The following is a 20,354-nucleotide window of genomic DNA, read 5'->3' as shown; positions in this document are numbered from 1 at the left end:
AACTGCTCCTAAAAGAATACAAAAAAGACGTTGATTTTCGGTGAGATTCTGATCTCCTGAAAATCAATTTTTCTTTATAGGAAAGGCTTTTTAAGAAACTTATTAATGTAAATCTTCACCTCCTTAAAGCGAAAAATTTAAGGAATGGTCGACCATCAGCTCTGGTTTGGAACTTCAAAAAATTCCAAAAGAGGGATTGTCACCAAAAGTTCAGAGAAAAATCAGTCAGAAGATTTCTGTAAAAACTCAATATTTCTTTTGAGTCCTGTAAATTTAGTACGTTTTACGGGAGACTTTCTAAAGATTTCTGAGAAAATTTCCTGAGTAAGTTCCTTCCATTCTCCTTTTTTGAAGTTTTTCAACGCTTCATTGGGTTGGAAGCGGCTTTGTTTGTTAGGCGCTGAGAACCTGTTCCAGGGACAAACATCCTGACAGATATCGCAGCCAAACATCCAGTCTTCCATTTTATCTTTAAAATAATCCGGAATTTCGCTTTTGAGTTCTATGGTTGCATAGGAAATGCAGCGGCTTCCATCTATAATTTTTTCAGAAACAATGGCATCTGTAGGACAGGCATCGATACATTTTCTGCAGCTTCCACAATGATCTGTAGTGGCGTGGTCAGGAATCAGCTCCAGATCGCAGATGATTTCGGCCAGAAAATAAAAAGAACCGCTTTGTTTGGTAATGAGGTTGGCATTTTTCCCTACCCAGCCTATTCCTGATTTTTTAGCCCACGCTCTTTCCAAAACCGGCGCAGAATCTACAAAGACACGAAATCCAAATTCCCCTATTTCTTCCTGCAGCTCTGCAACCATTTCACGGAGTATTTCTTTGATTACTTCATGATAGTCTTCTGCATAAGCATATTTTGAGATTTTAAAATTCTCCAGCGCTGAAATTTTTTCTTCAGGAAAGTAATTGTAAGAAAGTGAAATCACAGATTTTGAACCTTCTACCAATAGTCTCGGATCAAGTCTTTTGTCGAAATGATTTTCCATATACTTCATTTCGCCGTTGTAATTATTCTTCAGCCATTTTTCAAGATGAGGAGCTTCTTCCTCGAGAAAATCAGCTTTGGAAATGCCACAACTCTGGAATCCAAAACTTTTTGCCTTGGACTTTATGAGTTGGGAATATTTTTCGGCACCAGCATTCATTAATTTCACCCTGCAAAATTAAGATTATTTTATAAATTTGTAGTTTTTAAAAATAACCGCCTTAAAGGAAACGAATATTTAAACTACTCATCAACAACCATGAAAAAAATTGGTCTTTTAGGAGCAATTCTCGCTGTTAGCACTTATCATGCACAAATTAAATTTGAAAAAGGATATTTCATCAATAATTCCGGTGAAAAAATTGAAGTTTTAATCAGAAATTTAGATTGGAAAAACAATCCTGTCAATTTTGAATATAAGACAGATGAAACTTCAAAAGTTAAGACGGAAAGTATTAATAATGTTAAAGAATTCAGTATTGATGGTGATCAAAAATTTATAAGAGCAACTGTAATGCTTGATCGTTCTTCTGCCAACCTGGATGAAATGTCTGATAATAAAGAACCTGATTTTGAGAAGGAAACAGTATTCCTCAAGTACATCATCGAGGGAAAAGCAGCTCTTCTTTATTATGAAGATGGTAATATTGCGAGATTCTTTTATAATTCAGAAAAATCTAACCCAGAGCAGCTCATTTACAAAGCTTATCGTATCAATACCGGAAGTATAGGATATAATGAAGATTATAAAAAACAAATTACTGAACATCTGAAATGCGATATTAAAACAGAGCAAATTCAGAATACTGCTTATAATATCAAAGATCTTACAAAATTATTCACTCAATACAATGAATGCTCAGGAAGCCCGATCATAGAATATAAAAAAAATCATGAACAGAAAAGCTATTTCCATATCAATATCAGACCGGGAGTTAATTTTTCCAATCTTGAGATTAATTCTACTAATGGCAATGTAAAAAGTGATTTTGGAAAAAATACTTCATTGAGAATCGGAGTGGAGTTTGAATATGTTCTTCCTTTCAATAAAAATAAATGGTCTTTATTTGTTGAACCAACATATAGCTACTATAAAAGTAATTTAGAAAACGTCCAGAATGACGTCAGTTATTATCAAAGCAGCTATAACACCTCTATTGACTATAAATTTATAGAAATACCAATTGGTATAAGACATTATTTCTTTTTAAATGACAAATCAAAAATATTTGTGAATGCTGCTTATACTTTAAGTTTCGACATCAACTCTTCATTCAAATACAGAACTGTAGAACCAGAAATTATCTCCGGAAATAATTTAGTGTTTGGGACTGGATATAAATATAATGATAAGTTCAGTGCAGAATTCAGAGTAGGAACATCCAGAAATTTATTCCGTAATAATTTTTATTTAGAATCAAACTATAATACTGTATCTGTTATATTAGGATATACACTTTTCTAAAAATTACTCCAGTAGAAAGTTTAAAAAAAATTACGTAATTTCGTTTCTAATTTAATGTTTAAACCAACAACTATGTCTTTAATAGAAGTAATACAATCAGGAAACTATGAATTAATCGACGTTCGTGAGCCAATGGAGCTTGAAATGGACGGTAATATAGATGGTGCTAAGAATATTCCTTTAGGTGAAGTAGAAGACAGACAGGATGAGATCCTATCTATTGAAAAGCCTGTTATCTTATTCTGCAGAAGCGGAAACAGAAGCGGAAAAGCATTGGATTATCTTAACGCTCAAGGATTAAAGGACGGTTATAACGGCGGAGGCTGGGCTGAGCTGAAGGCTGTTCTGGAAGCAAATCAGGGAACTTTTTAAAAGTTCCTTTTTTTATATCTTATTTCTATGAATCTGAAAAACTATTTTGAAACGCTTTGTTCTTCTTTCACCGAAAACAAACAGCTGATCAACAGTCTGTGGAACGAAGTTGAAACCAGATATTCTGAAAAAGGCAGACACTACCACAATCTTCTTCATCTTGAAAATATGTTCAGTGAACTCGAAGCTGTGAAAAGCCATATTTCAGATTTTACAGCCATTTCTTTCTCCGTGTTTTACCATGACGTTATCTACGATGCTTCTTCTAAGTCTAATGAGGAAAAAAGTGCGGCCAAAGCAGAAAAAAGGCTTGGAGAACTTCATTTGAACAAAGACAGAATTTCACTCATTTCTGCGCAGATTCTAGCAACAAAATCACATCATCAATCCGATAATGAAGACACCAATTATCTGCTTGATGCCGATCTTTCTGTATTGGGTAAAGATTTTAAAACTTATTCAGAATATACTCAGAATATCAGAAAAGAGTATTCTATTTATCCTGACTTCCTTTATAAACCGGGACGAAAAAAAGTGCTCAAACATTTCCTTGAACTTGAAAGTACCTTTAAAACAGAATATTTTAAGGATAAATATGAGGCTCAGGCAAGGGAAAATATTGCTGCCGAGCTACAGTTATTGAAATAAAAATAGATCAATCTGTTGATTTAACAAAGACACCCGTTAACAGGTGTCTTGTTGATATTGTATATTAGAAATAATTGCTGATAAATCCGGCCGCTTTCTCCAATACAAGCTCAGGCACTTCTTTATGCGGTGTATGGCCTATACCGGGAATGATATATTTTTCCGCACTTCCACCGACCTGAGTAACTGTTTTTTCTACCTGATCCAATGTGCCATATTCATCGGCTTCTCCCTGAATAAATAACAATGGAGCTGTAATATCTTTCAGGAAATACTCTATATTCCAGGTTCTGTAATCATCCCTTGTCCAGGTTTCTGTCCAGGCTCTGAAAAGCATTTCTACTTTATCACCATGATATTTCTGCAAACGTTCCGGAAGATTGGTCGTTTTGTAAGCTTCCCATGCGTCGTAAACTCCTTTTAAAGTTGTTTCTTCTACAAAAATATGACCAGCTTCACAGATAACGGCTTTTATTCTTTCGGGATATTTTGCAGCGGTGATCAAAGCAATTGTTCCCCCATCACTGTGCCCGAACAGGACAACGTTATCAATATTCATTTCAGTCAATACATCATTCAACAGATCTGCTTCCAGTTCCATATAATGTATCGGCCTCTCATGAGTAAGCATAGGAAACGATTTCCCATAGCCTAAACGGTCATAAGCAAGAGTATTGCATTGTGTGATCTCAGCCAGCTTAGCCGGAAAATCTCTCCAGAGCTGCACAGATCCTAATGAATCATGCAGAAAAACAATGGTAGGCCTGTCTCGAAGTTGATTATTGTGTTCGATATATAATTTTTGTCCCTTTACATCAATTATTCTTCCTTCCATCGAATAAAATCATATTAAAAAACCGGCATTTTCGTTTCTTCAAATTCTTTTAAAAGATGGCTGAAAACAGTTTCCACCGGAAGAATTTCATCAATTAAAGCAGAAACCTGGCCTATTTCTAGTTCTCCCTCTTCCATATCTCCTTCAAACATCCCTTTTTTTGCTCTGGCTCTTCCCAGCGATGCGATTAAAGCATCTTTGTTTCTTCCGTTCACATAAATATCTTCCAGCTCATTGAAGAATTTATTTTTAACCATTCTTACAGGAGCCAGTTCTTTCAACGTAAGGTGTGTATCTCCTTCCTGGAGTTCTGTAATTTTCTTTTTCCAGTTTTCATGGGCGCTAGCTTCGTGGGTAGCAGCAAAACGGGAACCGATTTGTACACCGTCCGCACCAAGAATCATTGCAGCCTTAATTTGTGAACCTAAAGCAATTCCTCCGGCAGCGATTAACGGTTTAGAAATATGTTTCTTTACATTCGGAATAAGACAGAATGTGGTGGTTTCATCTCTTCCGTTGTGGCCTCCTGCTTCGAAACCTTCTGCAACAACAGCATCTACTCCTGCGTCTTCGCATTTTACAGCGAATTTGGTGGAAGAAACAACGTGAGCTACTTTGATTCCTTCTTTCTGAAGGGTTTCCGTATAGGTTTTCGGGTTACCGGCTGATGTAAATACAATTTTCACTCCTTCTTCAAGGATGATCTGAATGATTTCATCAATATTAGGATATAACATCGGTACATTTACCCCGAATGGCTTATCTGTCGCCAGTTTACATTTCCGGATATTTTCTCTCAGGATATCAGGATACATACTTCCTGCTCCTATTATTCCTAATCCTCCACAGTTAGAAACTGCAGAAGCAAGTCTCCATCCTGAATGCCAGATCATGCCTGCCTGGATAATTGGATATTTAATATTAAAAAGGTGTGAAATTCTATTGTGTGTAGCCTCCATGTCATGAAGTTTTTTTGCAGCGTTAAAATCTATAAAATTGCTCATGTGTAAAAATAATAAAAACAACTGTTTTCCGGGAAAAATATGTCAATATTTTCTATCATAGCTTATTATTCTTTAAAGCTTATTATAAAAAAAACCTTCAGAAATTCTGAAGGTTTTGATTTTATTTTGTTAAGGATTGTTTCTTCCAGTTAGACTTAAAGTTACAGGTGTCGTAACGTCCGTCAATTGAAATAAAGGTTGTCGGTAACTTTGAGTTGACAAACTTTTCAACCATTTCACTTTTCTTTTTATTCAGCGCCATCTGCTTGATTCTGCTGAAATCTGTTTCCAGAGTAATCTGGTGAGAAGGAATCACATCTTCAACTTTGATGATCTTGATTTGTTTTCTCTTATTCTCTTCGTCTTCAAAAGCAGTAGTGATATCACCTTTGTTTAATCCTGCCAATTCGTAACTGATTGTTCCAGGGATACTTTCTCTTTCAATTTTATCAGAGCCATCAGCTCCAGGAATGATCCCAGCATTGAATTTTGTTCTTTTATCGTCAGAGAATTTAAAAGCAGCATCTTTAAACGTCATTTTACCATCAACGATAAGACCTCTTATACTGTCTAATTTTGCTTTTGCTGTTTTGATCTCATCATCAGTAGGTACTGCTTTTAACAAGATATGTCTCGCATCATATACTTTACCAGATCTTTTCACTAACTGAATAATATGGAATCCGAATTCAGATTCAATAGGATCTGAAATTTCATTTTCCTGAAGGTTCAATGCTGCAGCTTCAAATGGCTTTACCATCTGTCCTTTATTGATATTTTTATATAATCCTCCATTAGCGGCAGATCCTTCATCTTCAGAATAGATTCTTGCCTGGCTTTCAAAAGTTTCCCCTCCGATAATATCCTGCTTGATTTTTTTCAACCTGTTGATAAGCTCTTGTTTGTGAGCTTCTGTAAGTGACGGGTAGATCATAATCTGAGCTAAAGTAACTTCATCTTTTACCTGTGGCAACTGTGTTTTATACATATTGTAAAAATCAGTTACCTCATTAGGAGTTACGTCCGCTTTATCAGTTATTCTCTGGTACTTTGCCTGTCCGTAATACTGGTCTGTATCAATTTTTTCAATAGCATTTTTCAGTTCATAAGCATTTCTGAACTTATAAGCTGCAAGCATTGTTTTCTCATCCGGAAATTGAGAAAGCATCTGACGGTATTTTGCATTAGCCTGTTCTTTGATTGCTGCAGAACGATTTTCAATTAAGGTATCTTTTTTTGCTTCGTATACAAGAAGCTTATTGCTGATAAGGTTTTCCAGGAACTCACATTTGTCTGTGTTGGCAGCTCCCTGTTGTTTACCATAATTCATCTGCTCGATTACATCAGATTCCAATACAATCTCATCCCCGATAACAGCTGCAATACCATCCACCAGATCTCCTTGTTTTAGCTGGGCATTCATCATATTTGAAGAGAATATCATGATGAAAATCCCAAGAAGAAAAGTGATTTTTAGTTTATTTGTCATTTTACTATTTTAACAAGTTGCAAATTTAGAATTCTTAACGAATTTCACTCAATTTTTTATTATAAATATTTCTTAAAAAGACTTATTTACTGCAGTTCAACATCAAATGTCGTTAATTCTTTGAATTGTCTCAATCTGCTGAACATATCTGCTTCGTTTACTTCTTCTATTCTTTCTGTTCCGAATTTCTCTACAGTGAATGAAGCCATTGCAGATCCTACGATAAGAGCAGATTTCATCGTTTCGAAATCAATTTTTCCTTTTTTGGCAAGATATGCCGCGAAACCTCCTGCAAAAGTATCTCCAGCTCCTGTCGGATCGAAAACATCTTCCAGTGGAAGTGCCGGGATAGCAAATACTTTATTATCATGGAAAAGTAAAGCTCCGTGCTCTCCTTTTTTAATGATCACATATTCAGGACCCATTGTGTGGATCTTTTTAGCTGCTTTCACTAAAGAATATTCTCCCGAAAGCTGTCTTGCCTCTTCATCATTGATGGTAATAACATCTGTTTTAGCAATCATATCCATTAAGATATCCCATGCAGAATCCATCCAGAAGTTCATGGTATCAAGGATAACCAGCTTAGGACGGTTGTTCATTTTTTCAAGTACAGATAACTGAACTCCAGGGTGTAGGTTTCCAAGTAGTAAAATTTCGGCATCCTGCATTGAATCCGGGATTTTCGGATCAAAGTTCTCCAACACGTTTACTTCTGTAGCCAAAGTATCTCTTGTATTCAGATCGTTGTGGTATTTTCCGGACCAGAAGAATGTTTTTCCTTCTTTCACAATTTCAATTCCTTCGATGTTTACCTCTCTGTTTGTGAACATATCAAGATGTTCCTGTGGAAAGTCTCCTCCTACTACAGAAACAATTCCGGATTTAACGCCTAAAATTGATGAAGTGATCCCGATATAAGTGGCTGCACCTCCTAAAATTTTGTCCGTTTTACCAAATGGTGTTTCAATTGCATCAAATGCAACACTTCCTACAACTAAAAGTTTCATATATTTTTCAATGTATATTAAAAGTAATTATTTTTTCCATTCAAAAGTGTCCAGCAGATGTTTCATATCATTTTTGATATAGTTCACTGCAGGCGCAAGAGAGTCCGGTTTCGGTCTCGTATTAAAGTATAAGTAAGCAGTCACGAAGTGTTTCGTACTGTCTGTAATGTAAAACTGAAGATTGGAAGCACTCTGCCCTTTCAATTCATAGAAGTTCCCATATACTTTCTTTTCAGGGTATTCAAAGGATTTTGTATCTATGGAACTGGCTTTGATGGTATGTTCATATACCATTTTTTCAGCTTCCTTAATATGGTCAGCAAAGTCGTTTTGTATAGGGTAATAGGTAATGAAAAGCTTAGCTTTCATTTTTGGATAGTTCAGATAGAACCAACAAGGTTTCTTCGCTGGAGCAATCGAAGCAAAGTCCGAATACTCAAAGGTGTAGGCGCAATCGTTTTCAAACTTCTGATATTTCGGTGCGGGATATTCAAGACGCAGTTCTCCATAAGGTTTTGGTGAAGGGTCTTTTCCACATGAAATTAAAAGCAGCGATACAAAAATAAAAATGACTTTTTTAATCATTTTGCAAAAGTACAAATTAGATTTCAGATTTCGGAAGACAAATTTCAGTCTTTCAGTGCGTTTTGAATGTAAATTTCCAAAGGTTTCGGAAAGGATTTTTCATGAGAGCCTTCAAGGTCTGTAATCAGGTATTGATTTTCAGCGATAAAATCATTCCATTGTCTTTCTGAAGTAACCTCGACATTCCAAATTTCAATGCTTAAATTCTTATGAGTCAGTTTATGGGTAATTGTTTTTGAACCTGTAATAAAGGGTTCCATATCGGAAGGAATAGCTGTGGGAAACTCAAATAATTTCTTCCATATGAAGTCATCTGCTCTCTGACGGATCAGAAATTGTCCTTTTCTATGAACAAAATAATAGGTCAAAGCAAGATCTTCTGCTTTTACTTTTTTCGTTTTTACAGGATAATCTGAAATTTTTTGCAAGGAAAATGCCAGACAATCTTCATTTACAGGGCATTCTCCGCACAATGGATTTTTCGGTTTACAGATTTCCGAGCCGATATCCATCATGGCCTGATTAAAGTCTCCTACATTTTCCGGCATCACCAGGGCGGCCAGTTCAGAAAAATAGGTAAACGCTCTTGAATTTGAAATATCGAAGTCATCGGCAAAAAGACGGCTCAAAACGCGGTAAAAATTCCCGTCAACCGCAGGCATTCTTGCACCGAAGCAGATGCTTGAAACCGCTGCTGCAGTATATTTCCCTACTCCTTTCAGTTTTAAAATTTCTTCATATTCGTGAGGAAAGACACCCTGATAATCGTTCATGATCTGCTGGGCCGCTTTATGAATATTGATGGCTCTTGAATAATATCCCAATCCTTTCCAATAGAGTAAAACTTCATTTTCTTCAGCTTCCGCCAATGTTTTTACATCGGGAAATCGTTTAATGAAATTATTATAATGATTCAATCCCTGATTAATTCTCGTCTGTTGAAATACGATTTCACAGATCCAGATTTTGTACGGATCTTTTGTCTGTCTGAAAGGCAGATCTCTTGCATTATTTTTGTACCACTCCAAAAGCTTGTTTCCTATATGAAGGAACTCTGAACCTGTTCTATTTTTTTCCAAAAACCAATCTTATTTTAATCATTGAAGAGATGATCTTCTCTTCATCCTGAACATTGTTTCTATGCTGCAAAGATAGGTTTATTTTATTTTTCCTGTTTTTGATGTTGAAGGAGTTTTTTTGTGAATCTGTTATTGTATAAATTTATTTTTTACCCTGATCTCTTCCTATGCATTTCAACTTTGAATTTAACTTTTATTGAAGCAGCATCATTATTTAGAATATTTTCAGCAATATAAGTCATTGCACAACCGCAGCCACAACTAATAACAAAAGATTTACTATTTTCTACATTTCTACTTTGAGAAATTAAAAAATTTGTTTTTTTTGATTTTGTATTATCTTTTATAAAAATATCTTTCTGCTGTTTCTTCTGTTCAAATGAACATGAGAAAAATAGTAATGATAATGGAATCAAAAAAGTTTTCATCCTATGCTAAATTATTTATTCTGATAGGATTTTATCCAAATCAAGCTGTTTGAGCGATATTTTTTCAGAGATCTCTTTTTGCATCCATTTTTCATCACCTGTTTTCGCACTTATTCCTAAAGTTGCGATGAATAATTTTTCAATAAATAAATCATTATTCTTGAAAAAAACGGGCATAACAATTTTTCGAGACGTATTTTGATACTGATCTGTGTAACCTAAAATTAAATTGAAAACTTGTTTGTTTTTTGTATTAGTATCTATTTCTATAAAATCACAATCAATGTTTTTTGTAAAAAATACTTTATTATCAGTTTGCGCTTTTAAAGTATAATCATTTGTGTTTTTTTCTATAATAATGAGATCATTTTTATCACTTTTATTAAAGTTAACTCTATAATTTTTAGTTTGTGTTGAATTTGAATTAAAAGAAGAAGGTAGATCTTCTTCATCAATATTTTCTTTTAAATTTATTTTATCACTATTAATGGCTTTCGTATTATTTTCTTTACAACTAAAAAAGAAAATGAGAGGTACTAAAGTTAAAACGGGTTTCATCATTGTCCATTTATATTAATTTTCAAACATTTGGAAACAGTAAGGATTATTTATTTAATTTTTTGTAATGGCATTTCATTATTTCCGGGGTTGATAAAATATATGGGATTTCCTGAAATAAAGTAATTGTCGTCTGATTTTTCAATGTAAATAACTCCCATCTCATCAGAAGAATCATTATATTTTATTTTAATTTTTTGATAATTAATTTCTTCAGCCTTTAATTTAGAATATTTATTTGTTGTTCCTTCTTCAGTAATATCCATAGAAATATCTTCAAGGGAATTTATTATGATGTTAAAAATAGTTTTTACTTCGTCTCTATTTGAAGCTTCAAAATGATATTTTCCTTTCCAAAAATCAATATTTGTTTTCGTAATATTATTATCTTTTGAGAAAGATTTTTGTTGTACTGAAGATATTTTGCCTGAAGAATTTATTTTATAATGTTCCCATTTTTCAACATTTACTCCAGATTCATCTTCTACGATATCTAATAAATAAATTTCATTTTTATCAAGATAATAATATTTTGTTTTTACAGTTAATGCTTCTGAAAAATTAAAAGATTGGTAAATAACAATCGAGTCAGTTATTGTTTTATTTTTTTCAATATACAATGTCGTTTGGTAACTTAAATCTGCATTATTGCTTTTAGGAATATTATTTTTAATAAATAGTTCTATATTAGAAGCCAGTTTTCCAATAATGTTTTTTTTATTTATTGAGTTTAATTTTTCATAATTGAATTTGATTTTAGATAGGGTACATTTTGCATCATCTTCTTCAATTTGTTTTTCTGATCTATTAAAAAAAGTAGTTTTTAATTTACAAGTAGGATTGATAGAGCTGACAAAATTCAAATCAGAAATTAACTTATCACCATTCCAATTTTTATCAATGGATATTTCTTGGGAGAAAGATGGTTTTGAAACATTCTCTTGCGCTTTTTTGCAAGAAAAAATACTTAAAAAAGATAATAAAATAATTAGGTTTTTCATTTTTCTTTAATTGTTTTTATAACACTACTATTAAAATTTCCAGAATGCAAATGACTATTGTGAAGGCTTCCCCCATTACCAGCTCTTTTTAGCTTCTGACAGTACTCATTTATACCCTTTAAAACTTCTGTAAAATGGAAAAATATTGCACTATCTATTACCTTTTGATCTTGCTCAACAATACCTAAATAAAGTGTATCTACACTTCTTCCATTACAATGTTCCTGACTTGGAAAGCTTGAGCCTTCAGAAAAACAACTACCTGTTGTAGTTAGTTTGTATCCAGATTTAGCTAAATACCCAATAAATCCAGCAAAAGAATCTGCTCCAGTATATCTTCTTTGAGTTTTTGAAAAGCTATAAGCAATAGAAACACCATCTTTTTTATAATTTAAACTATCTGGCATTTTAATTAATTCAACATTATTTTTTCCCGCTTTATATAATAGCCAAATGATTCCTTTTTTAGGATGAGTTCCGTATTCTGCAATATCTCCATTTTCATATTTTACACGTCTAGATGTATTTCCTTCAGAAACATATTGATCAGAAAGAACTTTTGAATGAGTAGGTTTAGTGTTATAAACTTGTCCAACACCCTTTTCTTTAGTCGTATGCCAATCTACAGTAGTTATTTCATGCTCATTTCCTATTGAATCATGATAAACATATTTATATCTAGTTTCATTTCCTTCCTTTATTTTTTTAGGAATATGTTTTTCGATTTTATTATCATGATATATATGATAAGTTACAATATCTTTTGCATTAATATTATCACTTTTTGTACTATTATTGCCGCATGTAAAAGTCTTTGTTTTATTAGATCGTCCTAATTCTTCTACTTCTTTCAAAGCTTCTTCGAATTCCCAAACATAGGATTTTCCCTCTTTACCTTTATAAAATTGCTTTTTGCCATTTTTATCAATCCAAAATTCGTGTGTCTCTCTTTTGAACATTGAGTTGTCATCATATGCATCTTTCGTACTATCATAAACAACATAATTTTTTTCAGAAGCATGGGCTGTTGAATTTGGATAGTTTACAGCTAAGTAAAGAGCAGTTCTATTTTTTAATAGATTTTTATACATTTTTTTCTTAAAATGTTTTTCAACGTAGTCTAATTGTTGTTCTGCAGTTAATGACATCAAATGAGTTCTTGTTGTTCCAATTTCCTCTGCTGCAGCTTTTCCAAATTGTATTAATCCAATATATTTGTATTTACTATTTTCATCAGGATTTTTCCTAAAAGTACCACATTTAGGGCTAAATGAATATGCTGATTCTAGAGCTATAATTGTCATTAGCCAATTTGCCCCTTCATAATTTTCTTGTGGTAGTTCTAAATTTTTAGCAATTTGCACTACTTTATTTCTAAACTCACAACTTACTTTTCCTCCCCATACTAAATCTTTATACTGTTCCTGACATATACAACTTCCTGGTTTATCTGGGTTTTGCGTATTCTGTACTCCCACCGCACTCTTCACCTTCTCCACCTGCATCAGGCCATCCGAATTTACCTCAAATTTCTGAGATTCTGCAGAAAGATCTTTAGAGATAATTTCTATAAAATAGTTTTGTGTATAGAAATTCGAATTGCCGATAGGAAAGCCTATTCCTTTTTCAGAACTCACTTTTGTAATGATAAATCCTGAGGTATCGTATACATCGGCAGGAATTTTAATCATTGCACTTCTATAAACTTCATGAGTGGATGTGGAATCATATTTCCAGATGACATACTGAATGTGTTTTTCCACCATATTCTTGGAGTGAATTCTGACCCTAACTTTATCTCCTACCGCTACTTTGGAAAGCTCTTTTCCTGTATCATCAATGAAAACAGCTTCTATAATATTACCTTTAGGATCCGGCTGTTTAGGACCACCTTCTGGTCCGACAGGGAATTTTGGTGTGTGTTTCTCAGGCTGCGGCTTAGGTTTGGGGTGATTTTGAAGTTGGCTCTTATAATCAGGGTTGGCTACCTCTACATTCACCTGGCTGGCTCCCAGAATTTTCCCGGAGTAGGTAGCCGTAATATAATATTCATGATTGGCGCCTTCATTTCTGTCACCTTTCATCAGAAACTGATCGGCCATCTGACGAAGGATTTTTTCATCAGACATTAAATGAATAGATACTTCCGCAATTCCTTTTTCATTGACGCGAGCCTTGTAGCTGCGTGTGTGACGGTTGTTTTTGTTAATACTGGCATCGTGCCCTTTTCCAGGAGCGTCATCTTCCCAAAGGTGAAATTCAATCTCTTTATTAAACATCGCAATACAATGAGCTTGTGCGATAAGAATATCATGATAACTTGCTTTATTGAAATCTTTTACTCCTCTGTTGAAGAGGACTACTTTATCAATCTTTGGAACCTTGTTACTGATAGGAACAATTATAAGGCTGTCAGCCAGTTCCCTGGTAACGGGAAGGCCGGGTAAAATCCCTTTTTTAATTTCATACACCTTCATTTGAAATTCTACTCCCAGCGCTATTTCTCCAAAGTTGTATGTCACTTTTTCACCGGTTTTTGGTTTTCCGGTGATGTCTTTCCAGCTTCCGTTTTTCTGTTTCTTATAAAGATACCATTCAAAGTCTCCATTCAGTACAAATGAAAGTACTGAAGGTTTTATTTCGTAGGAACATGTTGTTCCAACCCGAGGATTCTGATCCCCGGCAATATTCCCTGTCATGGCTGATAGAATTTAACGAACTCCCAGTCGGAAGCAATTTAGACAGGTACTACTTTTCAGATTAAATGGTTGGAGACGATAGAGGGAGATATCCTCATATGGGTTACATTCTTTTTCATTTTGTTTTTGTGTTTGTGTTTGTTCAAAAACAAAAGTAAAAAAAATCATGACATAGTGATATAAAAAACTTGAATTTAAAGTTAATTCTTCTCAACAGAATATACCGGAGCTGCTTTTAACCACTGATACTTAAGGTTTCTGTCTTTGGCTATAAAACGGTACCCTTCAAGCTTCTTCAGATACACATACATAGAATCTGTATTTTTAATCTTTAATTTGTATTGAGATAAAAACAGCATTGGCATATCTACCGTAGAATCTCTTACTGTTTTCAATACTTTTCCGGATTTTACTTTATAGAGATAGAATGATTTTCCACGGCCTTTTGAACTGTCTGAAAGTTTTACCTCTGAACTTGCAAGTACGAGTTCACTTCCATCAAAACATTCATCTTCATTCATGATGTATGCTTTTCCTTCCTGACGTTCCTGTGCGAAAAGATCATTTTCGTAAGTGCCCGGACTTTGGTATTTTTTTTCACAACTTATCAAAAGAACCATTGATAACATTGGTAAACCAATGATAAGTTTCTTATTCATATTCAATTTCATAGGTGTTGGTTGAAAAAAAACCGATGTAATATTGCATCGGTTTTTGTTATGTAAAGTATGTTTATATTACTCCTGAGTATATTCTGCATCCCATTCGTTACCATCATCTCCTTTGTGTCCGTCCAATTTAATAACGAAACTTTTTGTAGGGAAATAAGGGGTCATACGGATATCCAGCCATACTCTGTCTTTGTTTACTCTATCCTGCTCGAAACGAACAATTTTGAATTTCTCGATCAGCTTGTCCGGTCCTTTGATGTTATCCAGGAATGTTACAATCTGTCTTCTCAAATCATCCTCGTTCTTAGCGTTCCAGTTTTCGAAAGCTCTTCTGTTAAGGAAGTCTAATAATACTTTGGTTACATAGTCGAATACACGAACTACGGAATACGTCTGAAGACCGATATTGTCTCCTGTAAATAAGGTCTTCGCTGAGAAAGCCATAATTTTTCCGTACTCGTTAACCATTGGTACAAGACCCATTTTTTCCAGCTGAGAAATTTCACTTTTCTTAAGCTCGAATTTTACGGCGTCTACTTCGTTGATGTTACCATGTTTTTTACCTGCTGCCACCTGAGACATCAGTGTTTTATGGATTTTTCCGGCTAATGAAGTGGAAGGCGGAAGCTCTACGTTTTCTTCTTCCCCTACTTCTTCAGCTTTACCACGTCCTACCAGCCAGTTACACGTCATAATAACGTTACTTCTGTGAAGCTCACCTCCTGTAAGATTGGCAGAGTGGAATAAATCTACCACGTCATCTGGCTTATCAAGGTTAGCGAAGTCTGTAACCATCATTACTTTGTTTTCGTTACAGATTTTTGCCCACTTCTCGATGACCTTGTTTGATCCTAAATATCCAGGTATGGCAAGGATTGAGTAGTTATCTCTAAGATCAAGACGGTCATAATAATTTTTGAATTCTTCTGAAATAGCATCAATGAACAGAGGATTATCCAGATCGGAAACCTGCTCAAGGCTTGCATTCACGATACTTACGTTATCCACTTTATCCAATTCTGTATTTTTGTAGAATTGGGCTACTGTTCTGTAGTTGGTTTCCAACATACGAACAGCATCCAGTGTATTTTTTAAGTTTTTCTTTAAATTCTCGTCGGCCTGTTGTGCTTTACTTTTGCACGTATCAGCCATTTTATCAGCAGATTCGCTACCTTCTAAAAGGTTTACCCAAAGGTTGATCTTCTGAAGAAGTTCTTTTCTTTCTTCTGCTTTATTGCTATCGTTCAGGAAGATTTCTTTTCTTGCCTTTCTTGTGGGGTTCATATTGGCAATACCGTCTACAACGGATTCAACAAAGCCAAATCCTCCCATTTTATTGAGCTCTGCAAGCGGGTTACCCTTCGGCTGCCCTGCGTGTTGCTGCTGACCCTGCTGCTGGCTTTCTTGTGCCTGTAATTTGCTATCCATGATTTAATGTAAGTCTTTAATTATTTTTCAAGTTCTTGTGCCACTTCTTTCAATACCTCTATGAACGCCGCTCTTGTCTGATCGTTCTCCAGCATATTGCGTAGAATTTTGTTTGTTTTCAGCTGACGTACTATTTTATTGTACTGCTCCTGTTCCATGCTCAATTGCTGCAGATAATCTGACTTCTGAGTAAGGCTTTTAGGGGTAAAGTCTCCAAGGTTTTGAAAACGGAATTCTTCTTCTACCACTCCACCATCTTCTGTTTCGTGCTGTACCGATACTGAAGGCTGGAAATGTCTGAAAACGTCTTCCACTGTTTTTAATCCTGTTACGATTTCAGGGGTATAAGACTCTTCTGTTGTAAGCTGGCTTACTATCAGTGATTTATTTTCCTGTATTTCCTGAATAGCTTCATTAGCGTCTACTTTTACCTCGTTTCCGCCAACACCATAATTAAACATTGCCATATTATTGTTATTTTGAGATTTACTATTTTGGTTTGGATCTGTTCTTGAGTAATTTACCGATGAATCAAATAAATTACCAATCCAATGTTTAAATTTAAAAAAAAACTGTAACATACAAAATTTTACTAAGATTTTTCTTGGATCATCTAAATTCTTCTGCATTTATTCAACATAAAATCACCGTATTACGATATCACTAAGCTATGAAAAAATAAATAAAGTCTTCCAAGAAAAATAAAATAAAATTTTTGTCCGCTTTACTCTTTTAAAAACATGTCTGATAAATGTTAAAATAAGAATTGCTAAGATTTTACAAAAAATTATTCTTTATATTTAAACAAAGTGAACAGTGTCATGAAAGATGTAAAAATAGCATTCAGAAAACCGATATTTCCTGTTTCAGAAGCATTACAGCAATATTTGGAAAAATATAACAGAACGACCAAGATTAAGTTTCTGTATGAAGATCTTTTAAGGTTCAGCGACAGTGTAAGAATTCTGGATAAAGATGGCAAAGATACTTTGTGGCTTGGGGTACTGTATTCTGAATATGAGTTTAAAGAAATAGAGGCCAATTTAAATAAAATCTATACCCTCCTTCATTCTGATGGAGATATTGCTACTTTACCATATCTGAAAGTTGATACGATCGACTTTTGTACGTTCGGAAATTCTAAACCTTTTCGTATTCGGGTGAGAAATATACTTAACGATAATTACACCTATTTTTATATTAAACAGGCAGATGCTTCCCGAATATTCGGGCTGGAACTTGAAGATCTGCTTTCCCCCAACCGAATAAACTTTCTGGTTTACAAAAACACTTTGATCGAGGAACATATTTTAGGAATTCCCGGAGACGTTTTTATTCAGAAACATTTATCCAACTGCTCCGAACTTGAAAAAGCACAGATTTCCAAAGAATTTGTGAAATTCAATGAGCGTTGCCTTATTGGACTCCTTGGTGATATGCGTTCTTATAATTATGTGGTGATTCCGATACACGATTTTGATCAGGTTATTTACAGAATCCGTCCTATCGATTTTGATCAGCAAACGTATGAGGGAAATCTGAAAGTTTATCTTCCACAGTATTTCAAAGAAAATAATCAAATGGTGAATATGGTATTGGAAAAGCTGAAGCCAAGTTCCATAGAACAATACCGCAAAGAAGTACGTTCACAAATTGTAAAAAGAGTAACGAGCAGTCAAAACAGATTTGATGAACTTATTTCTATTATGAAAAAAGACAATCTTGCACCGGAAGCCAATGTCATAGAACTAAGAACAGCTTTACAAAAACTCACCTATGATGTTAATTTCAAATATTGTAAAACCATGGGAGATATTATAGAAACCGGAATAAAGTTTGTGCTCCGAAACTATAAGAAAGAATATTAAAAAAGAGAATCCGCTTCGTATTGAATCGGATTCTTTCTTTTCTAACAATTTATGGTAAAATTACCAGATTTTTATTCTGTCCTGAGGAGCTTTATACATTTTGTCTCCCGGTTTGATATCAAATGCTTTGATGAATGAGTCCTGATTAACCAACGGACCAAATGCTCTGAACATTCCCGGAGAGTGGGGATCGGTTTTCACCTGGTTGATCATATACTGATCGGTAGCTTTCGTTCTCCAAACCGTTGCCCAGCTCATGAAGAATCTCTGATCCTGAGTGAATCCGCTGATCTTTCCAGGGTTTCCTTTATCTTTTAAGTACATCTGAAGGGCATCGTAAGCCACTGCTACTCCACCTAAGTCACCAATGTTTTCACCACTTGTAAATTTACCGTTCACGAAGCTTCCTTTTACAGGTTCGTAAGCACTGTACTGAGCAGCTAACTGGCCTACTTTTGCATCAAAGTTTTTACGGTCTGCATCCGTCCACCAATTATTCAGGTTACCGTCTCCATCGAAACGTGAACCGCTGTCGTCAAATCCGTGAGAAATTTCGTGACCAATAACGGCTCCGATTCCTCCGAAGTTCACTGCAGCATCCGCTTTAGGATTGTAGAAAGGAGGCTGAAGAATGGCTGCCGGGAATACAATTTCGTTGTTTGATCCGCTGTAGTAAGCATTTACAGTTTGTGGAGACATTCCCCATTCTGTCTTGTCAACAGGTTTTCCTACTTTATCTAAGCTTCTCTGATATTGCCATGCTGCTACATTCTGAAGATTAGAATATAATGTAGCCCCTTCTTTTGGTGATTCTACTTTCAACTGAGTATAATCTTTCCATTTGTCAGGATAAGCGATTTTCACTGTAAACTTGGATAGTTTTTCCTGAGCTTTTACTTTGGTTTCAGGAGACATCCAGTCTATATTTGCGATGTGTGTTTTAAATGATTTTAAAAGGTAATCAATATACGTTTCCATCTGCTTTTTAGCTTCTGGAGTGAAGTATTTGTCTACATACAATTTTCCGAAAGCTTCACCAAGAACACCATTGACAAGGGTAAGCCCTCTTTTGTTCATCGGACGCTGTTCTTTTTGTCCCTGTAAATATTTAGCATAGAAATCGAATCTGATCTGCTCCAAATTGTCATCCAGATTACTTGCGTTTCCATTGATAATATGGTATTTCAGATAGTCTTTCAGTAAAGGAAGGTTTTTCTGGGTAATGAACTGATCCATATTCTGGTAATATTTCAGTTCTCCGATGATCACCCGGTCTGTGTTTACTCCTGCATCTTTCAGATATTTTGCCAGGTCAACGTTTTTCACAAGCCCAGATAATTCTGATACTTTTTTAGGGTTATATCTTAAATTGGCATCTCTGTTCTGCTCAAGAGTCAATAAATAATTAGCAAGCTGTTTTTCAAAGTCTACCACATTCTGTGCCGCCTGAGTAGTATTTTTATATCCTAAAACTCCGAATAACTTTCCAACGTAGGTTTGATATTCCGCCAGTGTTTTAGTATTGGCATCATTTACTTTCTGGTAATAGTCTCTCCCCAAACCAAGATCCGGACCGCCAAGATACACCGCATTCATATTGGAATTCTTCATATCAGCACCTACTCTCCATCCATAGAAAGAGTTATCGCCTAATCTTGTAGCTTCTAAAAGATATTTCTGAAGATCACCAAGACTTTTAATAGCATCTACTTTGGCAAGATCAGCTTTGATAGGAGCCAGACCTTCTGCATTTCTCTTATTGGTATCCATAAAAGAGGCATACAGATTCTGGATTTTCTGTCCTTCTGACCCGGAAGGATATGATTCTGTAAGAATTTTGTTTAATATATCTAATGAAGCATCATCTACATTTTCTCTCAATGCATTGAAAGATCCCCAGTTTGCTTTATCTGAAGGAATCTGAGTCGTTTTCACCCAGTTTCCATTCACATAGCTAAAAAAATCATCTTGTGGACGGACACTGGTATCCATATACGATAAATTGATTCCCTCTTCTTTTGCTTCTTCTTTTACCGGTTCAACTACTTTTGCTGTAGCTTCTGTTTTATTGTCTGTCCCTACAGTCTTTGCTGCACCACATGAGTTAAGAAATACAATACCTGAAAGGACAAGTATTCCAATATTTAGCTTTTTCATTAAAGATAATTTTTGATTTTACACAAACTTATCAAATATACAAACTTTAATGATATG

The 20,354-nt window shown here is 34.8% G+C and carries 19 protein-coding genes; 4 read left to right on the top strand and 15 right to left on the bottom strand.

The features are described from left to right. Nucleotides 1-221: 221 nt before the first annotated feature. A complete protein-coding gene (gene queG / locus DEU39_RS19215; protein ID WP_120233017.1) occupies nt 222-1,160 on the bottom strand; it encodes a tRNA epoxyqueuosine(34) reductase QueG in 939 nt (312 codons plus the stop codon). A gap of 99 nt (nt 1,161-1,259) precedes the next feature. On the opposite strand from queG, the gene DEU39_RS19210 reads away from it, so the two are divergent. From DEU39_RS19210 to DEU39_RS19200, 3 genes are all read left to right on the top strand, one after another. After that, a complete protein-coding gene (locus tag DEU39_RS19210) occupies nt 1,260-2,465 on the top strand; it encodes a porin family protein (protein ID WP_120233016.1) in 1,206 nt (401 codons plus the stop codon). Between the two features lie 72 nt (nt 2,466-2,537). Next, nucleotides 2,538-2,837 carry a rhodanese-like domain-containing protein gene (locus DEU39_RS19205; protein ID WP_047377132.1) on the top strand — a complete coding sequence of 100 codons (300 nt, stop codon included), beginning with the start codon at nt 2,538-2,540 and terminating at the stop codon, nt 2,835-2,837. Between the two features lie 27 nt (nt 2,838-2,864). Further along, nucleotides 2,865-3,485, top strand: a complete 621-nt coding sequence (locus DEU39_RS19200) for a hypothetical protein (protein WP_120233015.1) — start codon at nt 2,865-2,867, stop codon at nt 3,483-3,485. Nucleotides 3,486-3,549: 64 nt separating this feature from the next. On the opposite strand, the gene DEU39_RS19195 is transcribed toward DEU39_RS19200, so the two are convergent. From DEU39_RS19195 to DEU39_RS19135, 13 genes are all read right to left on the bottom strand, one after another. Next, nucleotides 3,550-4,320 (bottom strand): alpha/beta fold hydrolase, encoded by a 771-nt coding sequence (locus DEU39_RS19195; RefSeq protein WP_120233014.1) that lies wholly within the window; start codon nt 4,318-4,320, stop codon nt 3,550-3,552. 14 nt (nt 4,321-4,334) lie between these two features. Then, a complete protein-coding gene (locus DEU39_RS19190) occupies nt 4,335-5,279 on the bottom strand; it encodes an NAD(P)H-dependent flavin oxidoreductase (RefSeq protein WP_062676472.1) in 945 nt (314 codons plus the stop codon). 166 nt (nt 5,280-5,445) lie between these two features. Next, nucleotides 5,446-6,813 (bottom strand): peptidylprolyl isomerase, encoded by a 1,368-nt coding sequence (locus DEU39_RS19185; RefSeq protein WP_062676359.1) that lies wholly within the window; start codon nt 6,811-6,813, stop codon nt 5,446-5,448. Nucleotides 6,814-6,899: 86 nt separating this feature from the next. Beyond that, a complete protein-coding gene (locus tag DEU39_RS19180; protein WP_062676360.1) occupies nt 6,900-7,823 on the bottom strand; it encodes a PfkB family carbohydrate kinase in 924 nt (307 codons plus the stop codon). Nucleotides 7,824-7,850: 27 nt separating this feature from the next. Continuing rightward, nucleotides 7,851-8,408 carry a gliding motility lipoprotein GldD gene (gene gldD, locus DEU39_RS19175; RefSeq protein WP_062676361.1) on the bottom strand — a complete coding sequence of 186 codons (558 nt, stop codon included), beginning with the start codon at nt 8,406-8,408 and terminating at the stop codon, nt 7,851-7,853. A 44-nt stretch (nt 8,409-8,452) separates the two neighbouring features. Continuing rightward, nucleotides 8,453-9,487, bottom strand: coding sequence for an A/G-specific adenine glycosylase (gene mutY / locus DEU39_RS19170; RefSeq protein WP_120233013.1), 1,035 nt, complete (start codon nt 9,485-9,487; stop codon nt 8,453-8,455). A 149-nt stretch (nt 9,488-9,636) separates the two neighbouring features. Beyond that, on the bottom strand, nt 9,637-9,915 hold the full coding sequence (locus DEU39_RS19165; RefSeq protein WP_120233012.1) for a hypothetical protein: 279 nt from the start codon (nt 9,913-9,915) through the stop codon (nt 9,637-9,639). A gap of 15 nt (nt 9,916-9,930) precedes the next feature. After that, a complete protein-coding gene (locus DEU39_RS19160; RefSeq protein WP_120233011.1) occupies nt 9,931-10,476 on the bottom strand; it encodes a hypothetical protein in 546 nt (181 codons plus the stop codon). 47 nt (nt 10,477-10,523) lie between these two features. Next, the gene (locus DEU39_RS19155) at nt 10,524-11,474 is read right to left on the bottom strand and encodes a hypothetical protein (RefSeq protein WP_120233010.1); all 951 of its coding nucleotides are present in this window, start codon (nt 11,472-11,474) and stop codon (nt 10,524-10,526) included. Beyond that, entirely contained in the window at nt 11,471-13,996 is a 2,526-nt protein-coding gene (locus tag DEU39_RS24490) for a hypothetical protein (RefSeq protein WP_183037447.1), read from the bottom strand. Before DEU39_RS24490 ends, DEU39_RS19155 begins: the two co-directional genes overlap by 4 nt. Before the next feature lie 377 nt (nt 13,997-14,373). Then, the gene (locus DEU39_RS19145; protein WP_227944040.1) at nt 14,374-14,832 is read right to left on the bottom strand and encodes a hypothetical protein; all 459 of its coding nucleotides are present in this window, start codon (nt 14,830-14,832) and stop codon (nt 14,374-14,376) included. A 78-nt stretch (nt 14,833-14,910) separates the two neighbouring features. Continuing rightward, a complete protein-coding gene (locus DEU39_RS19140) occupies nt 14,911-16,272 on the bottom strand; it encodes a DUF5458 family protein (RefSeq protein ID WP_062676366.1) in 1,362 nt (453 codons plus the stop codon). A 20-nt stretch (nt 16,273-16,292) separates the two neighbouring features. Continuing rightward, the gene (locus tag DEU39_RS19135) at nt 16,293-16,739 is read right to left on the bottom strand and encodes a type VI secretion system contractile sheath small subunit (RefSeq protein ID WP_041461881.1); all 447 of its coding nucleotides are present in this window, start codon (nt 16,737-16,739) and stop codon (nt 16,293-16,295) included. Between the two features lie 354 nt (nt 16,740-17,093). On the opposite strand from DEU39_RS19135, the gene DEU39_RS19130 reads away from it, so the two are divergent. Continuing rightward, nucleotides 17,094-18,140, top strand: a complete 1,047-nt coding sequence (locus tag DEU39_RS19130; protein ID WP_120233008.1) for a hypothetical protein — start codon at nt 17,094-17,096, stop codon at nt 18,138-18,140. A 60-nt stretch (nt 18,141-18,200) separates the two neighbouring features. Here DEU39_RS19130 and DEU39_RS19125 read toward each other — a convergent pair whose 3' ends face one another. Continuing rightward, nucleotides 18,201-20,297: a M13 family metallopeptidase gene (locus DEU39_RS19125; protein WP_120233007.1), complete on the bottom strand. Its 2,097-nt coding sequence runs from the start codon at nt 20,295-20,297 to the stop codon at nt 18,201-18,203. Nucleotides 20,298-20,354: the final 57 nt, after the last annotated feature.

Origin of the sequence: Chryseobacterium sp. AG363, from assembly GCF_003610675.1 — a bacterium.
Lineage (GTDB): Bacteria > Bacteroidota > Bacteroidia > Flavobacteriales > Weeksellaceae > Chryseobacterium > Chryseobacterium cucumeris.
Note: the sequence above shows the minus strand (reverse complement) of the source record. Positions and strands in the feature narration are given on the sequence as shown.